Source organism: Polymorphospora sp. A560 (genome assembly GCF_045781765.1).
Classification (GTDB): Bacteria; Actinomycetota; Actinomycetes; order Mycobacteriales; family Micromonosporaceae; genus Polymorphospora; species Polymorphospora lycopeni.
The window spans coordinates 1,442,737-1,466,014 of record NZ_CP122282.1 but is presented as its reverse complement, the minus strand read 5'-3'; the positions used below and the strand labels follow the sequence as shown (position 1 = coordinate 1,466,014).

The 23,278-nt window shown below is 71.7% G+C and carries 26 protein-coding genes and 1 tRNA gene; 10 read left to right on the top strand and 17 right to left on the bottom strand.

The window, feature by feature from the left end:
- Positions 1-186: 186 nt before the first annotated feature.
- A tRNA-Arg gene (locus QCD66_RS06795) sits at positions 187-259 on the top strand.
- Between the two features lie 97 nt (positions 260-356).
- Here the strand turns inward: QCD66_RS06795 and QCD66_RS06790 are convergent.
- Complete coding sequence (locus QCD66_RS06790; protein ID WP_375733212.1) at positions 357-971, bottom strand: maleylpyruvate isomerase N-terminal domain-containing protein; 615 nt, start codon at positions 969-971, stop codon at positions 357-359.
- Between the two features lie 9 nt (positions 972-980).
- The gene (locus tag QCD66_RS06785; protein WP_407567041.1) at positions 981-1,967 is read right to left on the bottom strand and encodes a hypothetical protein; all 987 of its coding nucleotides are present in this window, start codon (positions 1,965-1,967) and stop codon (positions 981-983) included.
- A 374-nt stretch (positions 1,968-2,341) separates the two neighbouring features.
- On the opposite strand from QCD66_RS06785, the gene QCD66_RS06780 reads away from it, so the two are divergent.
- Positions 2,342-5,728 (top strand): M12 family metallo-peptidase, encoded by a 3,387-nt coding sequence (locus tag QCD66_RS06780; protein ID WP_375733213.1) that lies wholly within the window; start codon positions 2,342-2,344, stop codon positions 5,726-5,728.
- A gap of 110 nt (positions 5,729-5,838) precedes the next feature.
- Here QCD66_RS06780 and QCD66_RS06775 read toward each other — a convergent pair whose 3' ends face one another.
- Together QCD66_RS06775 and QCD66_RS06770 are read right to left on the bottom strand one after the other, a co-directional pair.
- Complete coding sequence (locus QCD66_RS06775) at positions 5,839-5,973, bottom strand: hypothetical protein (RefSeq protein WP_375733214.1); 135 nt, start codon at positions 5,971-5,973, stop codon at positions 5,839-5,841.
- 81 nt (positions 5,974-6,054) lie between these two features.
- Entirely contained in the window at positions 6,055-6,723 is a 669-nt protein-coding gene (locus tag QCD66_RS06770; protein ID WP_375733215.1) for a class I SAM-dependent methyltransferase, read from the bottom strand.
- A 268-nt stretch (positions 6,724-6,991) separates the two neighbouring features.
- Here QCD66_RS06770 and QCD66_RS06765 point away from each other — a divergent pair, with 268 nt between their 5' ends.
- A complete protein-coding gene (locus tag QCD66_RS06765; protein WP_375733216.1) occupies positions 6,992-7,564 on the top strand; it encodes a helix-turn-helix domain-containing protein in 573 nt (190 codons plus the stop codon).
- 42 nt (positions 7,565-7,606) lie between these two features.
- Here the strand turns inward: QCD66_RS06765 and def are convergent, their stop codons facing one another.
- Entirely contained in the window at positions 7,607-8,155 is a 549-nt protein-coding gene (def, locus tag QCD66_RS06760; protein ID WP_375733217.1) for a peptide deformylase, read from the bottom strand.
- Between the two features lie 94 nt (positions 8,156-8,249).
- Here def and QCD66_RS06755 point away from each other — a divergent pair, with 94 nt between their 5' ends.
- Entirely contained in the window at positions 8,250-9,458 is a 1,209-nt protein-coding gene (locus QCD66_RS06755) for a DUF2786 domain-containing protein (RefSeq protein ID WP_375733218.1), read from the top strand.
- Positions 9,459-9,518: 60 nt separating this feature from the next.
- Here the strand turns inward: QCD66_RS06755 and QCD66_RS06750 are convergent, their stop codons facing one another.
- The 11 genes from QCD66_RS06750 to QCD66_RS06700 all read right to left on the bottom strand — a co-directional run bounded on the left by QCD66_RS06750 (position 9,519) and on the right by QCD66_RS06700 (position 17,710).
- Positions 9,519-10,022 carry an O-acetyl-ADP-ribose deacetylase gene (locus tag QCD66_RS06750; protein ID WP_364220715.1) on the bottom strand — a complete coding sequence of 168 codons (504 nt, stop codon included), beginning with the start codon at positions 10,020-10,022 and terminating at the stop codon, positions 9,519-9,521.
- Between the two features lie 45 nt (positions 10,023-10,067).
- On the bottom strand, positions 10,068-10,883 hold the full coding sequence (locus QCD66_RS06745) for a class I SAM-dependent methyltransferase (protein WP_375733219.1): 816 nt from the start codon (positions 10,881-10,883) through the stop codon (positions 10,068-10,070).
- Positions 10,884-10,907: 24 nt separating this feature from the next.
- On the bottom strand, positions 10,908-11,645 hold the full coding sequence (locus tag QCD66_RS06740; protein ID WP_375733220.1) for an ABC transporter permease: 738 nt from the start codon (positions 11,643-11,645) through the stop codon (positions 10,908-10,910).
- A complete protein-coding gene (locus QCD66_RS06735) occupies positions 11,635-12,540 on the bottom strand; it encodes an ABC transporter ATP-binding protein (protein WP_375733221.1) in 906 nt (301 codons plus the stop codon). Before QCD66_RS06735 ends, QCD66_RS06740 begins: the two co-directional genes overlap by 11 nt.
- The gene (locus QCD66_RS06730) at positions 12,537-13,310 is read right to left on the bottom strand and encodes a type II CAAX prenyl endopeptidase Rce1 family protein (protein ID WP_375733222.1); all 774 of its coding nucleotides are present in this window, start codon (positions 13,308-13,310) and stop codon (positions 12,537-12,539) included. Before QCD66_RS06730 ends, QCD66_RS06735 begins: the two co-directional genes overlap by 4 nt.
- Positions 13,307-13,981, bottom strand: coding sequence for a CPBP family intramembrane glutamic endopeptidase (locus tag QCD66_RS06725; protein ID WP_357542635.1), 675 nt, complete (start codon positions 13,979-13,981; stop codon positions 13,307-13,309). The genes QCD66_RS06730 and QCD66_RS06725 overlap by 4 nt, the downstream gene beginning before the upstream one ends.
- Positions 13,956-15,317: a YcaO-like family protein gene (locus QCD66_RS06720; RefSeq protein WP_375733223.1), complete on the bottom strand. Its 1,362-nt coding sequence runs from the start codon at positions 15,315-15,317 to the stop codon at positions 13,956-13,958. Before QCD66_RS06720 ends, QCD66_RS06725 begins: the two co-directional genes overlap by 26 nt.
- Entirely contained in the window at positions 15,314-16,381 is a 1,068-nt protein-coding gene (locus tag QCD66_RS06715) for a TOMM precursor leader peptide-binding protein (RefSeq protein ID WP_364220732.1), read from the bottom strand. Before QCD66_RS06715 ends, QCD66_RS06720 begins: the two co-directional genes overlap by 4 nt.
- Before the next feature lie 4 nt (positions 16,382-16,385).
- Entirely contained in the window at positions 16,386-17,321 is a 936-nt protein-coding gene (locus QCD66_RS06710) for a SagB family peptide dehydrogenase (protein WP_364220735.1), read from the bottom strand.
- A 75-nt stretch (positions 17,322-17,396) separates the two neighbouring features.
- Complete coding sequence (locus QCD66_RS06705) at positions 17,397-17,522, bottom strand: hypothetical protein (RefSeq protein ID WP_281425879.1); 126 nt, start codon at positions 17,520-17,522, stop codon at positions 17,397-17,399.
- 62 nt (positions 17,523-17,584) lie between these two features.
- Positions 17,585-17,710 (bottom strand): hypothetical protein, encoded by a 126-nt coding sequence (locus tag QCD66_RS06700; protein ID WP_357542643.1) that lies wholly within the window; start codon positions 17,708-17,710, stop codon positions 17,585-17,587.
- 362 nt (positions 17,711-18,072) lie between these two features.
- On the opposite strand from QCD66_RS06700, the gene QCD66_RS06695 reads away from it, so the two are divergent.
- The 3 genes from QCD66_RS06695 (at position 18,073) to QCD66_RS06685 (ending at position 20,377) form a co-directional block, all read left to right on the top strand.
- On the top strand, positions 18,073-18,558 hold the full coding sequence (locus QCD66_RS06695; RefSeq protein ID WP_375733224.1) for a GNAT family N-acetyltransferase: 486 nt from the start codon (positions 18,073-18,075) through the stop codon (positions 18,556-18,558).
- 81 nt (positions 18,559-18,639) lie between these two features.
- Entirely contained in the window at positions 18,640-19,536 is an 897-nt protein-coding gene (locus QCD66_RS06690) for a hypothetical protein (protein WP_375733225.1), read from the top strand.
- A gap of 10 nt (positions 19,537-19,546) precedes the next feature.
- Complete coding sequence (locus QCD66_RS06685) at positions 19,547-20,377, top strand: MOSC domain-containing protein (protein WP_364220742.1); 831 nt, start codon at positions 19,547-19,549, stop codon at positions 20,375-20,377.
- A gap of 4 nt (positions 20,378-20,381) precedes the next feature.
- Here the strand turns inward: QCD66_RS06685 and QCD66_RS06680 are convergent, their stop codons facing one another.
- Positions 20,382-20,996 (bottom strand): 50S ribosomal protein L11 methyltransferase, encoded by a 615-nt coding sequence (locus QCD66_RS06680; protein ID WP_364220757.1) that lies wholly within the window; start codon positions 20,994-20,996, stop codon positions 20,382-20,384.
- A gap of 633 nt (positions 20,997-21,629) precedes the next feature.
- Here QCD66_RS06680 and QCD66_RS06675 point away from each other — a divergent pair.
- The 3 genes from QCD66_RS06675 (at position 21,630) to QCD66_RS06665 (ending at position 23,277) form a co-directional block, all read left to right on the top strand.
- The gene (locus QCD66_RS06675) at positions 21,630-22,238 is read left to right on the top strand and encodes a hypothetical protein (protein WP_407567040.1); all 609 of its coding nucleotides are present in this window, start codon (positions 21,630-21,632) and stop codon (positions 22,236-22,238) included.
- Positions 22,239-22,373: 135 nt separating this feature from the next.
- Positions 22,374-23,009 (top strand): superoxide dismutase, encoded by a 636-nt coding sequence (locus QCD66_RS06670; protein WP_375734063.1) that lies wholly within the window; start codon positions 22,374-22,376, stop codon positions 23,007-23,009.
- Positions 22,990-23,277, top strand: a complete 288-nt coding sequence (locus QCD66_RS06665; RefSeq protein WP_364221565.1) for a hypothetical protein — start codon at positions 22,990-22,992, stop codon at positions 23,275-23,277. Before QCD66_RS06670 ends, QCD66_RS06665 begins: the two co-directional genes overlap by 20 nt.
- Position 23,278 lies beyond the last annotated feature (1 nt).

The window sequence follows — 23,278 nt, the reverse complement described above, 5'->3', positions numbered from 1 at the left end:
CGCGCCTTCGCTGTGCGGAGCCCGTAACGCTTTCTTCACGCCGGCGGCGGGGCGGGTGTGAGATCGGCCGAGGCCGGATTGTGCTCGTCTGCCGCCGGCCCGGAACCTAGGATGACCTGGCCAGCACCTCGCCGTACCGGTAACCAGCCATCCACTGGCGGGCGGTAGCCTGCTGGCGCGGCACAGGCGCCCGTAGCTCAGCGGATAGAGCAGGAGACTTCTAATCTCAAGGCCGCAGGTTCGAATCCTGCCGGGCGCGCCCTCGTCTCGCGAGACGATCGGCCTCGATCGTCTGCGGTTCAGGCACTCGACACGCCGTACCAGGACTGTCTGAGCCGCAGACGATCACCACGACCTCAGAGCACCGAGAAGCCCGCCGGCAGCCCCGACCGGCCGGTGGCGGCGAGCAGCAACGGACCGGCCAGCCCGTCCGGAGCGGCGAGGTCGGCGACGACACGCAGCGCCTGGGCGGCGGCCGTCGGAGGCAACACCGCCGGCAGGTCCAGTGCGGTGGCGAGGTCGGCCGTGTGGACGGTCAGCTCGAACGTCCGGGTCGGCAGGTAGTCGCCGAGCCGCATGCCGCCGGCGATCGTGGTCACCGGTTCCGTACCGTCGCGTGCCTCGACGAGCGGCAGCACCCGGGCGGCGATCTCCGCCACCGCGGCCGCCGGGTCGGCACCGAGGGCGGCCCCTGCGGCACGCCCCCGGGCCGCGGCGTCCGGGCCGGCGGCGGCGGTCCGGATGGCGCGGTAGTAGCCGGCGACGGAGGCGACCTCGACGGTCGCCGCCGGTCGGGCGAGGTACGCCTCGACCGTCAGCAGGGAGCGGCTGGTGTGGCCGACGAGGGCGCGTACGTCCCACTCCCCCAGCCCGGGCCGGTCCCACCGGTCGCCGACGAGGGCGGCGGTGCGGACGAAGCACTCCGCCGCGTCGGTGAACGCGCGGCGCGAGTCGCCCCACGGGTACGTCATGGCGTGAGGCTAGCGGTATCTGAACGGCCGCCAGGACCGCCCCGCGATCTTCGGTGGCCCGGTCAGCGTCGGTTTGATCGCGTGCCAGGTGGCGCGCCACCTGGCGGGTGGACGGGCCAGGGTGGCGCACACCTCGCGTGCGAGTTCCTCGGGGCCACGGCCGCGTACGGGGATGTCGACGAAGATCTGGTAGTCGTCGTCGAGTCCGAGCGCGATCCGGAACGTGTCGTCGTCGCCGTAGGAATGGGCGACCCAGTCGGCTCTGAGCCCGTGGCCGAGCAGCCGTTCCCGGTCGATACCGGTCAGCACGAGACGTCCGGCGGTCCGTGCCGGGGTCTCCCAGGAGTGGTCGGCGGCGACCCGGGCGAGTTCGGCGTCGTATCCGGTCGCCGCGAAGGTGACGGCCCGGTGCATGGGCACCTCCTTCGACCACTCCCAGTGCACCCGGTCGCCGTCGCGGGTGATGGTGACGTCGGTGGACGCACAGCCGTAGACGCCGCACGTGCAGCGGGCGATGGGTACGGTGCGCGGCCGGTCGGCGGCGGCCAGGCCACTCGTCGGAACGAGCAGGTCGTACGGATCCATGCCGAGCCCGGCGCCGGCGGACGTCATCTCCGCGCCGTTCACGTGGACGAGCACCTGGAAGTCGCCGCCGGCCGGGCTCTGCGCCGGCCGCACCTCCAGCCGGAGCGAGTCGACTCCCGGCCGGCGGGTCGTCCCGCCGCCCGCCGCCACGGCGTAGCCGGTGGGAACAGCGCCCGGGCGGGGAATCCGGAGTTCGTCCAACGCCGTGCGGACGAGTTCGCGGATGTCCCACGAGGAGTCCCGCGCCGACGTGCCGGCGAGTTCGCGCAGCGCCGGTGAGTCCAGCCCGTCGACCAGCGCCCGGCAGGCGGCATCGATCATGTCCGCCGGGCCGTACCCGGAATCGACGTCCCACCGCGTCGCTGCGTCGTACAGGCGTTGCTCGGCGGACTCACCGCTGTCGTCGACCACGTATCCCATCTTCCGCAACCGGCCTCCGGGCCGCACGCGGGTTGGGTGCCGGGCAGGTATTGCTGTCGTGGCCCACAGCGAATTCGGCGTATCCACACTGAATTCGCTGTCAGCCACGACAGGCGTATGCCGCCCGGGCGCCTCGGACCTGGCCGAGCGGCCGCTCGCGGGAAGGAGACATCCATACATGCCCCGAAGAAGACGGTCTTGTAACGATTCGATCGTGAATGGCGGTCAGCGATCGGGTGAATCCCCTGTGTACCGGCCGTATGGCTGATGTTGCCAGATATGACGGGCGGCCTAGCGTCGGAGGACTCCCTGAAAGATCCACACCGGCGCGTGTGCCGCGCGCCGGGGCAGAAGGAGACGACAACTTGAGATTCCCTCCGACACCTACCGGCCGGGGCCGGCGCGGGCGGGTCGCCGGCGCACTGACCGCCGTACTGGCGGTGGCCCTGCTGCCGGCGCTGAGCCCGACCGGGGCGACCGCCGCGCCGCCGCCCGCCCCGACCGGGCCGTGGCACAAGGTGGACGGTGCGCCCGCCGCCGCCCGCGGCGGGCAGCCCGCCGACATCCAGGCCACGAAGCTGGCCGCGTACACCCTCGACCGCGACATGATCGCCGGCCAACTCGAGCGGGCACCCGACGAATCCGCCCGGGCCGCCACGCAGCAGGCGCCGCTGGTCCTGACCGTGCCTGCCCCCGACGGCAAGCTGCAGCGGTTCGAGGTCGTCGACTCGCCGGTCATGGAAGAGGGGCTGGCGGCCAAGCACCCGGACATCAAGACGTACGCCGGTAAGGGTCTCGACGACGCGACGGCGACGATCCGCGCCGACCTGACGCCGCTCGGCTTCCACGCGTCGGTCCGCTCGTCGGACGGCCCGTGGTACGTCGACCCGTACTTCCGGGACCAGAGCGTCTACGCCAGCTACTACGCCCACGACCTGGTCAACACCAAGGGCCCGCTGGTCGAGCGCGAGGACGTCGGGCACATGCACCACGACCTCGAGGACGAGATCACCGGGCTCCAGCAGGACTCCGAGGTCGGGCCGAAGGTGAAGCTGCGCACCTACCGGCTGGCCCTGGTCACCGACCCGTCGTACGCGAACTACTTCGGCGCGGACAACGTGACCGCCGCCAAGGTGACGCTGATCAACCGGGTGACCCAGATCTACGAGGACGAGACCGCGATCCGGCTCGTGCTGATCAACGACACCGACAAGACGAACCTGAACACGGTCGAGATGGCCGCCGGCCCGAACGGGCCGTGCGGCGCCTCGCCGTGCTACACCGAGGCGCAGCTGACCGGCTGCACCGGCGGCACGCTGAACCGCAACCGGATCGTCCTCGGCCAGCTCGTCGGCGCCAGCAACTACGACGTCGGGCACATCGGCTTCGGCCTGCCCGGTGGCGGCGTCGCCGGCCTCGGCGTGGTCGGCGGCGACGGCAAGGCCCGTGGCTGCACCGGCCTGCCGAACCCGATCGGCGACTACTTCGCGGTCGACTACGTGGCGCACGAGATCGGCCACCAGTTCGCCGGTAACCACACCTTCAACGGCACCCAGTGGAACTGCTCCGGTGGCAACCGCAGCGCCACGAACTCGTACGAGCCGGGCAGCGGTTCGTCGATCATGGCGTACGCCGGCATCTGCCAGCAGGACAACCTGCAGCCGCACAGCGACCCGTACTGGTCGCAGCGCACCTTCTTCGAGATCACCACGTTCATCAACTCGGCCCGGCCGGCGATCAACGAGGTGCAGACGGTCTCGCTGCGGGACTTCGACACCGACGGTGACTCGTTCAGCATCCGCTACCGCAACCAGCTCTCGGCGCCGATCGTGCGCGGCACCAACTACACGACCGCCGGCATCAAGGCCGCGATCGAGGGCATCGCCAGCTGGCCGGCCGGCGCCACCGTCACCGTCGCGGCGTTCGGCGGCAGCGGCGCGCTCAACGACTACGGCTTCCAGGTCACCTTCAACGGCGGCCCGCTGGCGCAGACCAACGTAACGTCGCTGACCCTGGGCAACCTCAACGGGGTCACCGGCTTCGTCGGTGAGACCGCCAAGGGCGGCCCGGTCGACAACGGCGGCTGGAAGATCGAGGAGACCGCCAACCACGCCCCGGTCGTCACCGTGCCGGAGACGTACACGATCCCGGTCCGGACGCCGTTCGCCCTGACCGGCAGCGCGACCGACGCCGACGGCGACGCCCTCACCTACCTGTGGGAGCAGAACGACCGCGGCGGCATCAGCGGTGGCAGCAGCGCCGGCACCGGCCTGGTCGACAACGTCAAGACCAACGGCCCGCTGTTCCGGGTCTTCGGCGAGGCGGCCATCGTCAGCGACTCCGACACCCAGCAGTACCACTCGCCGGGGCTGAACGCGGTCGGCAACAACCCGACCCGGGTCTTCCCCGACGTCAAGCAGATCCTGGTCAACAACACCAACGCCAAGACCGGCGCCTGCCCGGCCGCGCCGGCACCGCCGGCCAGCGGCAGCGCGTCCAACGTGCCGGCGGCACTGGTGGACTGCTACTCGGAGTTCCTGCCGACCGCGGACTGGGTCGGCTACGACAACGACCGGACGATGCACTTCAAGCTCACCGCCCGGGACACCCGGCCGGGTGGCGGCGGCGTCGGCAGCGCGCAGACCGCGCTGGTGCTCGCCCCGGAGGCCGGACCGTTCCTGGTCACCTCGCAGGTGACCCCGTCGTTCCTGCTCGGCGGCTCGACCCAGTCGATCACCTGGGACGTGGCCAACACCAACGTCGCCCCGGTCAACGCGACCAACGTGAAGATCTCGCTGTCGGTCGACGGCGCGAAGACCTTCCCGTACGTGCTGGCGGAGTCGACGGCCAACAACGGCAGCGCGACCGTGACGCTGCCGAACATCACCACGACCACCGCCCGGATCAAGATCGAGGCGATCGGCAACGTCTTCTTCGACCTCAACGACGCGGACATCCGCATCGACCAGGTCCAGGAGGCGGAGGTCACCTACACCGGCGACACGCTGGCGTACGCGACCGACGGGGCCGGCTCGGCCCAGGTAATGCTCCAGGCGAAGGTGACCGGCGAGTCCGGTGACGTCCGTGGTACGCCCGCCACCTTCAAGGCGGGCGACACCACGCTGTGCAGCACCGAGGTCAAGCTCGTGGCGTCCGACGTGACCGGCGGCTCCGCCGGCTGCGTGGCCACGCTGCCGATCGGCACGACCGAGGTGACCGCGGTGGTCGCCGGCCGCTACAACGGCACCGCCACCGGCACCGTCAAGGTCGTGGCCCCGAGCGGGGTCCTCTTCAGCGGCACGGGCTACGTCAAGGGCGGCCGTACGGCCGGCGCCTACCCGCTCGACGACGACCACCGGATCGAGCTGAACCTGGACGCCAAGTTCAACAACACCAGCGGCAAGCTGGTCGGCAAGGTCCTGGTCGGCTACCGCTCGGGTGACAAGCGGTACAAGTTCCAGGGCTCCGAGCTGCTGTCCTACGGCGCGGAGAAGGGGCGGACCTCCCGGGTCGCGCAGGCACGCTACAACGTGTCGCTGTTCGACCTGTCCACCCCGCAGAACCCGGTCGAGGTCGCGACCGGGCTGACCCTGCGGGTCAGCGCGACCGACAACGGCGGTCCCGGCCGCCGCGACACCGTGTCGATCACGGTGTGGGACGGGGAGCGCCTGCTGTTCTCGTCCGACTGGAACGGCACGGTGAGCGAGGAGATCAACCTGACCGCCTCCGGCGGTGACCTCGTCATCAGCTAGACCCTGAGTGGACAGGGGCGCCGGACGACAGGTCCGGCGCCCCCTTCCATGTCCACAATCGGCATCATGTGATCGACCGGTGGCGCCGCGCATCCGGGCGTCCCTACGATCTACGCCATGAGCGACTGGGTCTGGATCGTCGGCGGTGCCGCGGTGGTTCTGGCCGCCGCGGCGGTCACGGTGTTGGCCGTACGCCGCCGCAGGGCCCGCAACGCCGACCCGCTCGCGGCCGCCCGCCGCGCCATCCGGCAGAGTTCACGCGACCAGCGGCGTCGCGGCGGCCGGACCACGATCCGTGGCCAGGGACAGGGAACCCGAAGCGATTCCTACGCCGGTTTGCGGGCCCGGACCGCGAACGTGGTCGGGCAGGGGCTGCCGCCCTCGTCGAACCGTTCGAGCACCAGCCCGGCGTCGAGGAACGTGTGCAGCAGTTCGGGCAGCGGCCGGTGCATGGCTCCGACCTTGTCGCGTACGCCCTGGTCGGTCCAGGACTCATGGGTCCAGTACGTGTCCAGGTAACCGGGCCTGATGACGACGGCGGCACTGTCGGCGCGGTCGGCGAACCCGCCACAGAACGCCGGGTGCACTCCGATGTGGACGAGCACGCCGCCGGGCCGCAGGACCCGGGCCGCCTCGCGTACGACGTCGGGGTAGTCGGGCATGTCGGTGTGCACCATCACCGTGACCGCGGCGGGTACGGCGTCGTCGCGTACCGGGATCCGTCGCGCGTCGGCCCGGGCGATCGGCAACCGGCCCCGGGCGTGGCGCAGCATGCCGGCGGAGAGGTCCACGCCGAACGGGGTCCAGCCCAGTTCGCGGATCTGCCCGGCGTGGGTGCCGGTGCCGCAGCCGATCTCCAGGCACCGGCCGGTGCCGGGCCCCAACAGGCCGGCGAGAAGGCGCCGGACGCCGATCGGGTCGGAATCACCCTGTTCGCCCAGGAACTCGGTCTCGTACCAGTCCGCTATCCCGTCGTATGCCGCCAGCCGCGCCATGCGATCCTCCCCGGGTTCGCGCGCGGCGGTCCGCCGCGCAGATCCATTGGCTCCCACGCGGGCCGTTCCCGCCGACCTGTTCGCGGTCAGCGCAAGTCCTTCCGGCGCCCAAGATCCCGGTGATCAGGGAACTGGAGCCTGGACGCGCCGACGACACGCGCGACTTGATCCCTGATCACCGGGATCTTGGGGCACGGGACCTGGGGCAGGGGATCTTGGGAACGAAATCAGGAGGCAAACGGGCTTGCTGTCGTGGCAACCTGGGGTGATGGACGACAACCTGGACAGCGTGCTCGCCGCGGTCGGCCCCCGCCTGCGCACGCTCCGCCGGCAGCGGGAGATCACCCTGGCCAACCTGGCCGCGACGACCGGAATCTCGGTGTCGACCCTGTCCCGGCTGGAATCCGGCCAGCGCCGCCCCACCCTCGAACTGCTCCTGCCGCTCGCCCGGGCGTACGGCGTGCAGATCGACGAACTCGTCGGCGCGCCACCGACCGGCGACCCCCGGGTCCACCTGCGCCCGGTCACCCGCAACGGGATGACGATGATCCCGCTGACCCGGCGCGCCGGCGGGGTGCAGGCGTACAAGCTGCTCATTCCGGCCCGCCCGGACCCCGACCCGCAGACCCACGAGGGCTACGAGTGGATCTACGTGCTGAACGGCCGGTTGCGGCTGGTCCTCGGCGACAAGGATCTTGTGCTCAGCGAGGGCGAGGCCGCCGAGTTCGACACCCGGGTGCCGCACTGGTTCGGCAGCGCCGAGCCCGGTCCCGTCGAGGTGCTCAGCCTCTTCGGCCGGCAGGGCGAACGCGCACACCTGCGGGCCAAGTCGGTCCACTGACCCGCCCGGGCCGTCCCCCGACCAGCCGGACCGCCGTCACCCTCACCGGTCCGGGTCGACCCCGGCACCGACGCCGGGGTGCCCTTCGCTGGCGGCGAGGATCTTCTTGCGCCGCCGGGCCGGCAGCCGGTCGACGTACGCGAGGCCGTCGAGGTGGTCGACCTCGTGCTGGAAACAGCGGGCGAGCGTACCGGTGCCGTCGAGGCGGATCGGCGCCCCGTGCCGGTCGAATCCGGTGACCGAGGCGGTCGCGGCCCGGGCCAGGTCGGCCCGCTCCCCCGGTACGGACAGACAGCCCTCGGAGTCGAGCACGAGTTCCCGCTGGTCGGGCAGGTGCAGCACGGGATTGACCACGTGGGCGACGGTGTGGACGCCGGTGGCGTCGGGGCAGTCGACGACGAAGATCCGGGCGTCGACGCCGATCTGGTTGGCCGCCAGGCCCACCCCTTCGGCGGCGTACATGCTGGCGAACATGTCGTCGATCAGCGCCGCGAGGGCGTCGTCGAACTCGGTGACCGGCGCGCAACGCCGGTGCAGGACCGGGTCGCCGTAGCGGGTGATCGGCCTCGGGGTACCGGAACGCGTCTCCACGGTTGCCTATCGTATGCAGTTGCGAGCCAGTCGCAGTAGGCGACGTACGCCGGTGGCCGGCGGGAGCCGCCACGTTCGCCGTACCCTGGTCCGGGTGACTACGGTGCGGGACAGGATCGAGGCGGTGGTCCGCGGCGGCGTGGGCTACGAGGCCGGGCTGGACGCGCTGACCGTCGCCCCGGCCGCCGAGGTCGACCCGATACTCGTCGACGTCCTGCACGACGCGTTCGCGCGGCTGTGGCGGGGCGGCTGGCAGCCGGTCGAACTGCACCGGGTCGTGGCCCGCAACGGCACCGTGACGCACGCCCACCTGGTGACCGACGCGGTCGCCGCCCATCTTCGCCGGTTCCCGCGCGAGAGCGTCGACGAGCGGTGGCTGAGCCAGGCCGACGCGCTGGGCGCGCACGTCTGGTGGCGAAACTCCGGCGGCTACCTCGGCGACCTGGCCGGCCGGTGGAAGCTCGACCGGGTGGCCGTACTCGATCTGGTGTTGACCCTGCTCGGCATCCTGGCCGAACTGCCGCCGATCGAGGTCCTGATCCCGCCGCCCGGCACCGCCGCCCGGACCGCCGGCCCGCGCGGCCGGGTCGACCACCGGCTGCTGGACCGGGTACGCGCCCTGCTGGCCAAGGCGGAGTCGACCGCCTATCCGGCCGAGGCGGAGGCGTACACAGCCAAGGCCCAGGAACTGATCGCCCGGCACAGCCTGGACGAGGCGCTGTCGGCGGCGCGGGACGACACCGCGACGGTGGTGCCGTTCGCGCGACGGATCGGCGTCGACCACCCGTACGAGAGCGAGAAGGCGTCGCTGCTGGACGCGGTGGCCCGGGCCAACCGCTGCCACCTGGTGTGGTCACCGGAGTTCGGGTTCGCGACCGTCTTCGGCTTCGACGCCGACATCGACGCGGTCGACCTGCTCCACGCGTCGCTGCTGGTCCAGGCGCACCGGGCGATGGCGCGGGCCGAGCCGCCGGGCGGCAAGGCCGGCCGGGCCCGGCTCAAGGCGTTCCGGCAGTCGTTCCTGGTCGCGTTCGCGGTTCGGATCGGCGAGCGGCTGGCCGGTGCCGCGAAGGCGGCGCTGGAGGAGGCGATCCGGCCCACCGGCCCCGTCGCGGAGCCCGGTCCCGTGGCGGCGACCGACCTGCTGCCGGTGCTCGCCGCCCGTGACGAGCAGGTGCGGGAGACGATGGACCGGGTCTTCCCGCGTACGGTCCGGGCCCGGGGCAGCCGGGTCGACAGCCGGGAGGGCTGGGAGTCCGGCCGCGCCGCCGCCGACCGGGCCGACCTCGGCACGGGCGGCTGACCGCCGGCCTGTCCCGGCGCAGTGAACCGCCCGGGGGCGGCGGGATCCGTCGGGTGGTGCTCAGTCCCGCAGCGCGGCGGCGAGGAGGTCCCGGGTCGCCGCGTCGAAGGCGACCAGCCGGACCTGCTCGACCTCGGTGGCGGTTTCCCGGATCGTCGCCACGGCGATCCGGGCCGCCCGGTCCGGTGGGAAGCCGTAGACGCCGGTGGCGATCGCGGGAAAGGCCACGCTGCGGGCGCCGATCTCGTCGGCCACCGCGAGACCGCGCCGGTAGCAGGAGGCCAGCAGCTCCGCCTCGCCGTGGTCGCCGCCCTCCCAGACCGGCCCGACGGTGTGGATGACGTGCCGGATCCGCGGCCCGAGGTCGAACGCGGACGTGGCGACGGCCTCGCCGGGCAGGCACGGGGCGAGGGCGGCACCGGCCTCGGCGAGCCGGGGCCCGGCCGCCCGGTGGATCGCGCCGTCGACACCGCCACCGCCGAGCAGCGACTCGTTGGCGGCCGTCACGACCGCGTCCACGTCCTCCTCGGTGATGTCACCGCGCACCACTTCGATCCTGGTCATGGCGCCGATGATGGCACGGTTCCCGCCCGCTCGCGGATGCCGCGTTCATGACACCGCCTGGCCGGTAACGGTTCGCGGTGGTGCGGCCGGGCGCAGTAGGACGACGCCGTCGAGGACGCGGCGGCTGGCCGGGACCGACGGGCCGGGCGGTCGGCCCGTCGGCCGCGCGGCCGGACGCCGTGCCGGCAGCAGCCGGTAGTCGGCGACCGCCCAGCCGGCCCGCTCGACGGTGTCCATCGACTCCAGACCGTGGAGGGCGAGGCCGGCCCGGGCCCGGCCGGCGACCGCCGCCATTGCCCGCGCCGAGTCGGCCGACACCACGTCGGCCAGCCAGCCGGTCACCGCCGGCAGGCCGCCGAGCGTGGCGGCGAGCCCGGCCAGCTCGGCCGGCGGCAGGTAGACCAGCAGCCCTTCGGTCACCAGGACGGCCGGACCGTCGACGCCCAGCGCCGGCAGCCCGCGTACGTCGCCGGGAATCCGGCGCACCGGGCAGCTCGGTTCCGCCCCGCCGAGTACGGTCGCCTTGCGGGCCAGGATCTCGGGCGCGTCGACCTCGACGTACTCCCGGCAGGCGGAGAGATCCAGCCGATACGGCCGGGTGCAGAGCCCGGCGCCGAGGTTGACCACGGTGGCGCCCGGGTGGCGCCGTACCTCGTCCAGCAGCAGCCCGTCGATGAGCGTGGTCCGGTGCACGACCTCGTCGCGGCCGGCGGCGAGCAGGGCCCGCCCGGCCGCGTCGAGGGAGTCCAGGAACCGTTCGGCGTACGGGTCGGTGAGCCGGGGTGCGGGCTGACGGGTCTCCTCGGCCCGGCACGCCGCGGCGACGAGGGCGGTCGCCTGGATCTCTCCGGCTACTCCCACCGCGTCATTCCCCTTCCCACCGCGTCATTCCCAGCGGAAGAGCCAGGCCGACACCGCCGCGCAGACGGCCAGCGTGCCGGCGAGCACACCGATGCCCAGGCCGAGGGAGTCGCCGCCCCGGTCGAGCCAGGCCCACTTCAGCGCGTCGATGGCGTACGTCAGCGGTAGCGCGTCGGCGATCCGCTGCATCCCGTCGGGCATGATCTCCAGCGGCACGGTGGCCCCGGTCAGGAAGATCATCGGGAAGTAGACGATGTTGGCGATGACGATCGCGGTCTGCTCGCTGGGGGCGAGGGAGGCGATGACCATGCCGATGCCGAACATGGCGGCCGCCGCCAGCAGCGCGATCCCGACGAACGCGGCCAGGTGGGCGGGCGGGTTGAGGTCGTACGCGAGCATGCCGACGACGAGGAGCAGGACCGTGCCGACGGCGCAGATCGCGGCGTTGATCAGCACCTGGGCGGTCAGGAACTGGCCGGGCCGGGCCGGGGTGGCGCGCAGCCGGCGCAGGAAGCCGCGGGAGCGGTATTCCACCATGCCGAGCGGGAAGCTCATCAGCCCGGCGACCGCGATGACGAGCCCAACGTACGCCGGCACCGAGACGTCGACGGTGCCGAGCCCGTCGAACTGCTCGCTGGGGTCGTTGCCGTAGATGCCGCCAAAGATGGCCAGCACCATGACCGGGAAGGCGAGGCCGAAGAAGAGCGGCGGGAAGTTGCGCAGCATGCGCTTGGTCTCGAAGGCGAGCACGTTAGTGAACATGGGTCTGCTCTTCCGACAGGGTGAGGTAGACGTCTTCCAGCGAGGCGGCCAGCGGCCGGGCGGCGATGCCCCGGTCGGCGAGCACCCCGTCGACACGCTCGCGGGAGCCGGCGTCCTCGGCCCGGACGAGCAGCCGGTTGCCGGCCGGGGTGACGCTGACCCCGGCCAGGGCGGTGAGTTCGGCGCGCAGGGCGGTGTCGGCGGCGACGCCTTCGAGCATCAACCGGTCGCCGCCGCCGGCGTGCTCGCGGACCAGTTCGGCAGGCGAGCCCGTCGCGACGAAGCGACCCTTGACCAGGATGCCGACCCGGTCACAGAGGTATTCGATCTCCTCCATGTGATGCGAGGTCAGCAGGATGGTCAGCCCGTCGTTGTTGCGCCGCCGCAGCTCCTCCCAGATGACTCGGCGGGCGGCCGGGTCGAGGCCGGTGGTCAGCTCGTCGAGGAAGACCACGTCGGGGCGGCCGAGCAGGGCCAGCGCGAGCGACAGCCGCTGCTGCTGGCCGCCGGAGAGCTTGGCGACCTGCTTCCTGCGGTGGCTGGTCAGACCGAACTGTTCGAGCAGCTCGGGATAGCCGGCCCCGTCCGGGTAGAAGCCCGCGAACAGCCGGCACACGTCGTCGACCGACGCCCGGGGCGGGTAGGCGGAGTGCTGCAACTGCACGCCGGCGATGCGGGCCATCCGGTCCCGGTCGACGCGCGGGTCGATGCCGCCGACCCGGATCTCGCCGGCGTCGGGGCGACGCAGCCCTTCGAGGCATTCGAGCAGGGTGGTCTTGCCCGCCCCGTTGGGGCCGATCACCCCGACAATCTCTCCCTTGTCGACGGTCAGGTCGACGCGGTCGACGGCCACCACCTCGCCGTAGCGGACGGTGACACCTCTGGCCTCGATCACCCGGGCCTCCTCATCTGCGGCGGGCCGGCCGGGACGGTGGCCCGCTGGGCGCTGGTGTTGGTGTAGTAACCGGCGAACGAGGCGTGCACGAGCAGGGCCGGCAGCACGCTCGCCTCCACGATGGTCAGCAGCCCGCACACCAGCGACAGCACGACGCTGGACACGGCGAGCACGAAGGCCTGGAGGCGCTGCTCGGTCAGCAGCACCTGGGCGGTGGTGAAGATCAGGCCGCTGACCACGACCGCCAGCCACGCCGGGGCACCGGCGACGAGCAGCCCGGCGAGCAGCACGCCCCGGAAGACGAACTCCTCCACGGCCGCGCTGACCATCGGCACGCTCCACCGCCAGCGGCGGGGCAGGACCAGGATCTCCTGCACCCAGCGCACCCCGGAGACCGCTCCCGGTACGTCGACGCGGGGCGCGAAGGCGTAGAGCAGCGACATGGCGAACGAGGTGAGCGCGCTCGCCCCGACGACCGCGAGCAGGGTACGCCCGATGCCCGCCCAGCTGACGTCCCAGCTCAGTACGCCCACCACGTCGACGTCGCCGAGCCGGGCCAGCACCGCCGCGGCGAGCAGGCCGAGGGCGAGGTAGATGACGGTGCCCAGGATCGGGAAGACGTACTTCGCGGGCAGGTTGGTGCGGGAGGCGACCGCGAGCCGGATCCGCTGACGGCGGCGCGGGTCGGCGAACGGCAGCCGGTAGAGCGCCAGCCAGGCCGCGGTCACGACGACCGACAGCCCGGCGAACAGCCAGACCTGCCCGGTCACGGGCGACTCCAGCGTGGCAGCAGCACGAGCACCACCAGGTTCTGCACGACGTGGGCGATCAGTGGTACGAGCAGACTATGTCCACTCAGGATGAAAAGCGCGCCGAGCCAGAGCCCGGTGAGGGTCTTCTGGGCCACGGTCAGCCAGCCGTAGTAGAGGTGGTTGAGGCCGTACACGAGCGCGGTCAGACCGACCGCGATTGGGCTGAGCAGGCCGAACGGGTCGAGCAGCAGGCCGAGGGCGACGCTGCGGAAGAGGATCTCCTCGGCGACGGCGATCCCGAGGGCGGCCAGCACCCGCAGCGGGCCGAGCCCGACCCGCTCGTGCACCCCGATGCCGCCGACCCGCTGCCGCCGGGCCAGCAGCACCCCGGCACCGAGCAGGTATTCCAGGAACGGGGCGGCCAGCCCGAGGACGACCGCGACGACGTACCAGAGGGGGTTGCCGGTGGTGAGGACGACCAGGCCGGCCGGTGCCACCGCCACCGCGAGGGCGGCGACGGCGAGCAGCGCGACGGCGAAGCCGGCCTCGGGCGGGAACCGGCGGGCGGCGACCGGTACGCCCGGCCGGGCCGGCCCGCCGGCCCCGGTCAGCAGCAGCCGGAACGCCTGACCGGGGAACGCCACACTGACCAGCACCAGCAGGCTAAGGGAGAGGATGGGGGTGCTCATTGGTCACTCCGCCGTAGCTGAGCATCCGTGGATGGGCCTTGGGCGGCATTCCGGGCAGGCACATGCTGAGCAGTTCCGGGATGAGGACCCGGACCACCTTCCAGTTGGTCTCGGCCAGTTCCGGCGGGGTGATGTCGAGGTAGCAGGCCCACTCGCTGACCCCGCCGACCATTTTGATCAGCGCGGTCAGGGTCTCCTCGTGGTCGCCGAGCGCCGGGATCTCGCTGAGCTTCACCGAGGTGCCGGAGAACCGCTGCGCGACGATCTCCCGTTTGCGCCGGGCGTCCTGCGGGCTGGCGTAGAACAGGACGTTGGTGTCGAGGTCGAGGTAGGGCGAGGTGTTGACGGCCGCGTGCACCGAGGTGGTGTCGAAGATGGCCGAGTACATGCCGAGGCCGGTGATCGCGGCGCTCTCCATCGTGCCGCGCAGGACCGCCGAGCGCGGGTCGCCGTCGCCCTGCACGCCGAAGCTGATCAGCGGCAGCGCGTCGGTCTTGCGGTCGAGGAAGACCCCGACGGTCGGCAGCGGCAGCTCGGGCCGGGTCAGGTAGCCGGCCTTGATCCGGTATTCGGAGTCCGGGCCGAGCTTCATGCTGGCCAGCACCCGCAGGACGTCCTCGTCGTCGATGACCACCGACGGCGCGGGGGTCGGCGTGTACCAGTTCAGGATGAACGAGTCGATCTGGACGGCCTCGATCAGCGCGTTGCGCAGCGCCCGGTCGAGGCTGACGTGGGCCGCGGTGCCGGTGGAGAACGACGGGGTGAAGAGCAGGTCGCCGTGCTCCTCGCTGGCGGTGAAGCCGAGGAAGAACAGTTGGGCGGGAACCCAGACGTCCTCGCCGGGGCGGACCAGCGACGGGCAGCGTACCCAGGCGATCTTGTCGTCCTCGGTCGGCGGGCGGCCGGTGTAGCGGTGCAGCCGCTTGCTCAGCGCCTCCTGCTGCGCCGGGTCGAGGATGCCGAGCAGGTCCAGGGGCATACAGGCCCCCTCCTGGCTCAGTTCCCGCCGGGTGGCGTAGCGGAACTCCTGGTCGAACATGCGGATGGCGGTCATCGCGCCGTACCGCTCGACGCTCTCCCCCATCAGCTTGATCAGGGCTTCCTCGTTGTAGAGCCCGTATCCGCTGAGGTGGTACTGCACCTGGAGGTGCGGGTCGTTCATGATCGAGCGGTGGTAGTGCGGCATCGTCGCCGTCATCGCCCGCATCTGCGGCTCGCCGGGGATGTCGGCGACCGAGACGAGGAAGCCGGGCATGATGCCGGTCTGGTTGCCGCCCAGGTGCCGGTAGCGCCGCAGCAGGTGCGGCATCGGCGGGTAGTGCGTCAGTCCGGTCACCGCAGCACCTCGGCGACGATCCGGTCGACGGCGGCCCGACTGTTGAAGTTGATCTCCTTGAGCCGCTGCCGGGAGACCTTGCCGCAGGCCGGGCAGTTCGGCATCCGCAGCAGGTCCTGGGCCTGGATCTCCCAGGTCGGCAGATGGATGCTCAGTGCCCGGCCGGAGAACCGCGACGAGCCGACGGCGGCATGCAGGTAGCCCTCGGTCAGCGCCATCACGGTCAGCATGCTCATCATCGGCGCGTCGGTCGGCCGTTCCACCTGGGCGCCCATCGGCGAGCGGGCGAAGTCGTGGTAGGTCACGTGGTCTTCGAGGCGGGCCAGGGCCCGCTGCTCGAAGCACTCGAAGCAGCCGGTGTGCGGCGACCTGACACCGACGACCGAGATGAACGGCCCGTCGATGAACGCGCTGACCCACGGCACGTCGGTGTATTCCAGCAGCCGGTTGAGGTTGCGCAGCAGCGGCAACGACGGCCGCTGGAAGCAGCTCACCACGGCGGCCGCCGCGGTGACCGCCGGCCGTAGTTCGGCGATGCCGCGCTCGGTGGCCAGGCCGTCGATCCGCGAGGTGAGGTCGGCGGCGCCGAGCCGGTCGAGCAGGTCCGCGTCGGCGACGGTCAGCCGCAGCCGCATGCCCTCGGCGAGTTGCCGGGCCTGGGTGGCGGACGCCCCGCAGTCGGTCAGGAAGAGCACCTCGCCCTCCGGCGCCCCGCCCCCCGTCGGGTACGGCGTGACCAGCCGACCGAGCAGCGCCGCGGTGACCGCGTCCTGGATCGCCCCCTGGCTCTCGTCGACCAGCATCCCAGCCTGGGCGAGGTCGGCGAAGAGGCGCTCGATGTTGGCCCGCTCGATCGGCAGCAACTCCGGGTCGAGGTGGTCGGCCACCTCGACGGCGCCGGTACGCAGTGCCCGCAGTGCCCCGCGTACGGACCGGGCCACGGCCGGGGACTCGGCGCTCACGTCGACGACGGCCTCCTCGAAGTTCCACACCCCGGTGCGGATCCGCATCCGCCCGGTGCCGTCCTCGATCAGCCGTGCGGTGCTGGCCAGCACATACGACACCGGTCTACTCCCCCTGTCCGACTACGGTGAGGTGGACGACGTGGCGGGTGTGCCCGTCCAGCCCCAGCGCCTGTTCGATGGTCTGCTTGTCGTAGCTGCCCTGGTCGCTGCCGGCCAGCGCGAGCGCGGTCCGGGCCAGGTGCAGGTTCTGCAGGATCGCGCCGACCTCGATGAGCCCGAACACCACGCCGCCGTCGCCGTACTTGCGGGAGTTGTGGTAGAGGTTGTAGGTAAAGGTCAGCACGAATCCGGACTTGTTGACGTCCAGGTCGGGCGAAGACAGGATCGCGTTCGCACTCTCGTCCGCCACCCGGGCCAGCGCGTGCGCGTACGGCTGGTATTCGTAGACCCCGGCGGTCAGTCCGGTCACGTTGAAGACGTGCACGAAGATCGACACCGGGTAGAGGCCACCCCCGGAGGGCGCGTTGCGTAGCTTGATCACGCCGTGCGGGTCGGCCGGATTGCCGTACGGCAGTTCGCCGGAGTTGCCCTGGCAGTGGAACAGCATCGTCGACAGGTCGGCCAGGCTGACCGGCTTGCCGCTGAACTCGCGGGTGCTGCGGCGCATGGTGACCGTCGCGGTCAGGCCGGTCTTGAGCGTCTTCGGTTTCGGCAGCCCGATCGAGTCGCGCAGATCCTCCTCCAGGTCGGCGTGACACGAGGAAAGGATGGCGTCGGGCTCGTAGAACCGCCCGATGCCCAACTGGAATCCGAGACGCGCGTTGTCGGTGCGGTAGTTCAACAGCAGTTGCTCACCGGCGAAGTCGTCGTCGCCCACCGCCCACCGGCCGCGCACCACCACGTCGGGCGGGTTGACGACGGTCGAGGAGGAGTACATGGAGACGATCGTGTGCTGCATGGCGAAGCCGCCGGTCTGGCGAAGGTAGTCGTGGCGCGACAGCGCCTCCTCGACTTCCTCTTTGGTTCTCTCGTACGGCATGTGGGTTTTCTCCGGCCCTTTCCAGGGAAACGGTGGCGTCGCAGGACGCGCCGCCACCGGATCACACGTGCGGTACTACCAGGAGCAGCAGCTGGAGCAGCAGCAGTTGCCGCCACCGCAGGTCGTGGAGGCACCGGGGGCGACCGTGACGGTCAGACCGCCGGTCGCGGTGGTCGATACCTGGCCGGAGAAGCTCAGCATGGACGGGGTCTCCCTTCTGGACGGTTACTTGCGGGCACTAGCCGGAGCTGCGGCTTCCGGGACTACCAGGAGCAGCAGCTCGTGCAGCAGCAGTTGCCACCGCCGCACGTCGTGGAGGCACCGGGGGCGACCGTGACGGTCAGACCGCCGGTCGCGGTGGTCGATACCTGGCCGGAGAAGCTCAGCATGAGCGCACACCTTCCCTCGCGGGCACGGACGCCCGGACAACCCAAACGCTCATCGGCGTCGATTGAGAGCTGACCGTAACAGAGCCCTGTTCACGAAGAAAGATCGAATGTTACGAGTGTCAACATGCTCGGTGAACATCGTTACCGCCACCATCACCACCAGTCGGTCTAGATCAGACAAACGACCCAACGGCCGAAATCCGCAGCCCAGCCGGCCTGCCGACAGGAAAACTTTCATCGTTGACCGATCTGCATATGTAATGAAATCGATAGCTGGATCTAGGAATCTCTCGTATGCGGCGGCCGTTCGGGGCGCCAAACCCGATCGCGGTCCGAGCGACGGCGAGACTACCCTCGGCCGCGTGCTGATCAGGGAGTTCGTCGAAGCCGACTGGGCGCGGGTGGGGCCGATCGTCGAGGAGGTCGTCCGCGCCGCGGACACCTTCACCTACGACCCGGCGATGACCGCCGAGCAGGCATACCGGGTCTGGATCGAGGACCCGCCCGGACAGACGGTCGTCGCGGTCGACGGCGACCGGGTGCTGGGCACCGCGAAGATGGGCACCAACCGGCCCGGACCGGGCTCGCACGTGGCGACCGCGAGTTTCATGGTCGCCGCCGGGGCGCGCGGCCGGGGTGTGGGCGGCGCGCTGTGCCGGTACGCGCTGGACTGGGCCCGCGACCGGGGCTACGCCGGAATGCAGTTCAACGCGGTGGCCGAGTCGAACCACCGGGCGGTCGAACTCTACCGCCGGCACGGGTTCGAGGTGGTCGGCACGGTTCCGGGCGCCTTCGCCCACCCGCGCCTCGGCCGGGTCGGCCTGCACGTCATGTACTGCCGGTTCTGAGCCGCATGTACTGCCAGCTCTGAGCCGCCCGGCCCGCCGCAGACGGGCCGGGCGGGTGCGACCCCAAGATACGATCTTGGAATGCCGAAGCTCAGCGGCCGCGTCACCGTCGACGCCGTCGACCTGCGCCCCTACCTGGCGGCGCTGCCCGCCCTGCTGACCGGCTGGCGGGCCCTGCGTTTCGACGACGGCGTCGCGATCCACCCACGCACCGGGGAGCCGCACGCCGGGCTCGCGGTGGTGCGGGGTTCGCACCCGTACCCCGGCACCGTCTACCGGCTGCTCGTGCCCAAGGAACAGACCGGCCGGCCCGGTCACGACCGGGGCACGGCCGTGAAGTTCCGGCCGGTCCGGCTGGAGTTGCTCGCCGACGAGCACCACCGGGCCGCGTTCGCCGTACGCGACGAGGCCGGCGCCGCCGACGTACGGGTGACGGTCGAACGGCCGAACCGGGCCGGGCCGGTCGAGGTCGTGGCCGAGATTCGCGACCCGTCCGGCGGCAACCGGTTCACCCGTGGGGCGGCCCTGGTCCGGGTCCGGCTGGCGACCGACCGGCTGCCGCCGCACGGTGGACAGGAGCCGCAGTTGGTGGCCACCGTCGAGCATCCGCGCGGGCGCGGCCGGGCCGACCTGCGCGTCACCGGCGGCCGATCGTGGACGGTCGCCGGTTCGGTCACCGCCGGTGGCCGGGGGCTGATGCGGCCGGCGGTGGGTCTGCTGTGGGTGTTCCTGCGCCGACCGGCCCGCCGCCGGCTCGACGCGTTCCTCGCCGCACTGCCCGGACAGGTCGCCGAGGCGCACCGCGGGTCGGTGGCCCGTTGGGGGCCGCACCCCGACCCGGAACGGATCGCCGCCGACCTGCTCGCCGGAGTGCTCGACGAGTTGCCGACCGTGGTGCCGGCCGGGGCCGGGCGCGCCGGTCCGGTGGACCCGGCGGCCGGCTCCGCCGTCCCGGACCGGACCCCACCGATCGGCTAGCGTCGGCCGGGTGACCCTCTCCCACGGCGGCGGGCGGCTCGTGTCGCTGCACCGCTATCCCCTCAAGTCCGGCGCCGGCGAAGCACTGTCCGATGTGGATGTCGATCGGGACGGGCTCGCCGGTGACCGGGTCTGGGCCTGTGTCGACGCCGACGACGTCCTGGCCAGCGCCAAGAAGCCGGGCCGCTTCGGGCGGCTGCTCGACGTCACCGCCCGCGACACCGGCACCGGCGGGCTGACCGTCACGGTGCCCGGCGCCGCCCCGGCATCCACAAACGACGGTACGGCCGACGCCGCCCTGTCGACCTGGCTCGACACTCCGGTACGGCTGACCCGTACCGCCCCGGCCGGCGGCCGGGTGCACCGGTGGTGGCCCGACGAACCCGGGCTGATCCCGGAGTGGATGGCCGACGCCCGGCCCGGCACCGACACCACCACCCCGGTCGGCCTCGAACCCGGCGGGCGGTTCTTCGACTTCGGCCCGGTCCACCTGGTCACCACCGGGGCGCTCGCGGCGCTCGCCGGGCAGCACGGCGCACCGGTGGCCGCCGCCCGGTTCCGCCCCAACCTCGTGCTGTCGCTCGACCACGATCCGGAACCGGGGCAGCGGCTGCGGATCGGCCCGGACCTGGTCCTCTCGGTGCTGGTGCCGACGCCACGCTGTGTCGTACCGTCGCTCGCCCAGCCGGGCGGCGTGCCGGCCGACCCCCGGCTGCTGCGTACCCTCGCCCGGCACCACCGGATGCCGGTCGCGTCGTACGGCCGGGCCACCTGTTTCGGCCGGTACGCGTCGGTCGTCGAACCGGGCGCCGTACGCGTCGGCGACCCGGTCCGGTCCTGACCGGTCAGGGCCGCGACAGCCGCAGGACGTACGTCCGGGCCAGTTCGGCGTCGGCGAACGCGGCCTCGGTCGGCGCCGGATAGCTCGCGACCACCTCCAGGCTCTCCCACGGCAGGGTGCCGCGCCCCGGGTCGCCGACGAGCACCCGGCCGCCGCGCGCCACGACCCGGTCGAGGAACGGCAGCATGCGGTCGGCCATCGACGGGTCGTAGAAGACGTCACCGGCGAGCACCAGGTCGGCGCCGTCTCCGTCGGTGTCGAGCACGTCGCGTCCGCTCACGTCGACGGCGACCCCGTTGGCCGCCGCGTTGAGGGCGATCACGGCGATCGCGTACGGGTCGATGTCGGTCGCCGTCACCGTGCTCGCCCCGGCGAGGGCCGCCGCGATGGCGACCAGACCGGACCCCGAGGCCAGATCGAGTACCCGGCACCCCGCGGCCGTCTCCGGATGATCCAGCACATACCTCGCGACGGCCTGGCCACCCGCCCAGGCCGAGGCCCAGTACGGCGCCGCCAGGCTCCGGCCCGCCTCGGCCTCCATCCTGGCCCACCACACGATGGCGTCCTCGGCCAGGTGCAGCCGGATCTCGGGTACGAGCGGCACCTCGACGAGGTGCAACGCGTCGAGCCCGTCGGGGCGGTCGCGTCGCTCGGTGACCTTGTGTTCGAGGTCGGTACGGGGGTCTCCGGGCGGGGTGGTCACCTATCCAGGATGCCGGCACCGGGGACATGACGCGCGCCGATTCGCACGCAATCCGCTGCCGGAAGGATCGGGGCACCGCCGCCGGGTCGCGACGAAAGTGTTGATCTGGGCGTCAGGGACCTTATCCGCGACGTATAAGGTCCCTGACGCCCAGATCGACAAGGTAGCCCGGTGATACCCGGGCCCGAGCGCGGCTCCCGATCCGGACATTGGGACATTTCCGGCGCGGATGGTGACGCCTGCCGGGCGGCCGATCGGCGGAATGGCCGGCGGGCCCGGGTCGTTATACATGACCGCGGCCGAGGTGGCACCGCTGCGGTGCCCCACCCGATCGCGCCCCGCCCGATCCGGAGATCCCCAGCCGGATGTCGCCGGGCCGGAATGGCCCGGGGTGCGGGTGCGTTACACCCGGTCCGGACGTGAGCAGCACCCCCCGCGCCACGTCCGTGAAGGTTTTGCCCCGCGTGAGAGGCATGCGTGAGGGCGGCAGCCCGAACACACCCCGTTCGGGTTGTCACCATCCCCCTCGAACAAAGGACACCCCCGATCATGACTGTCTTCGCCACGTACACCCGTAAGGCCCTGCTCGCCACCGCCGGCATCGCCATGGCCGCCGGTCTGGCCGGCCCGACCAGCGCCGCCCTGGCCGCCGACCCCACCCCCACGCAGGCCGTCACGGTCGCGCAGACCGTGGCAGAGCAGGCGGACAAGCCGACCACCGAACAGCTGATGCCGAACGGTGTCCCGGGCGACCAGTCCAGCTTCACCCCCAACGCCGAGCAGCTCGACAACGCCCGCAAGATCATCGACGCGGGTAAGGACCTCAACCTGCCGCCGCGCGCCTGGACCATCGCGATCGCGACCGCCCTGCAGGAGTCGAAGCTGGAGAACCTCGGCCACCTCGGCGACCGTAACGACCACGACTCCCAGGGCCTGTTCCAACAGCGCCCCTCGTCCGGCTGGGGCAGCGTGGAGCAGATCACCGACCCCGACTACTCCGCCAAGGCGTTCTACAAGGGCCTCACCCAGGTCGACGGCTGGGAAGACATGCCCCTGACCGTCGCCGCCCAGACCGTACAGGTCTCCGCCTACCCCGACCACTACGCCCAGTGGGAGAAGATGGCCGCCGACATCATCACCGACACCACCAACAAGTAAGAAGACACGCCACGACGTGGGCGCCTCCCTGTTCAGGGAGGCGCCCACGTTCGCATATCCGGACGGCTCTTCTTGCCTATAGTTGGCAACTACTAGAAAATGGCATCTGGCCACACCGACGAGGAGACCGCTTCCGTGAGCACGTACACGCTGCCGGACCTGCCCTACGACTACGCCGCGCTCGAGCCGCACATCAACGGCCAGATCCTGGAACTGCACCACGACAAGCACCACGCCACCTACGTGAAGGCCGCGAACGACACGGTCGAGCGGATCGCCGAGGCCCGTGACAAGGGCGACTTCTCGAGCATCGTCGGGCTGGAGAAGACGTTGGCGTTCAACGTCTCCGGGCACGTCCTGCACTCGCTCTACTGGCAGAACATGTCGCCGGACGGCGGCGACCGCCCCGACGGCGACCTGGCCGACGCGATCACCGAGCACTTCGGGTCGTTCGAGGCGTTCCACGGGCAGCTTTCCGCCGCCACCACAGCGGTGCAGGGTTCGGGCTGGGGCGTGCTGTCCTACGAGCCGCTCGGCAAGCGACTGATCGTCGAGCAGGTCTACGACCACCACGGCAACGTGGGCATCGGCTCGGTACCGCTGCTCGCCTTCGACGCCTGGGAGCACGCCTACTACCTGCAATACCGCAACGTACGGCCGGACTTCGTCAAGGCCATGTGGGAGGTCGTCAACTGGCCCGACGTGAGCGCCCGCTACGCGGCGGCCGTCGCCGCCACCCGCCGGCGGGCTGATGCCTCCGGCCACCCCTGACGAGGTCATCGCCACGCTCCTGCCGCCGGCGCTGGAGCTGACCACGGCGTACGTCACCTCCGGCGACGACCCGGCGCTCTACTGGGAGACCCTGCACCGGGTGGTCGGCGAGTCGCTGACCGGGGCGGAACCCGGCCGGGCGGTCGCCGAGCTGCTGGTGGGCCTCTCCGCGCTCGCCGGCCTGCTCCTCGACCAGCTCGCCGAGGCCGGCGACCGGGACCGCGCGCGGATCCTGGCCGAGCTGCACCGGACCTATCTCGCCCGCTGAA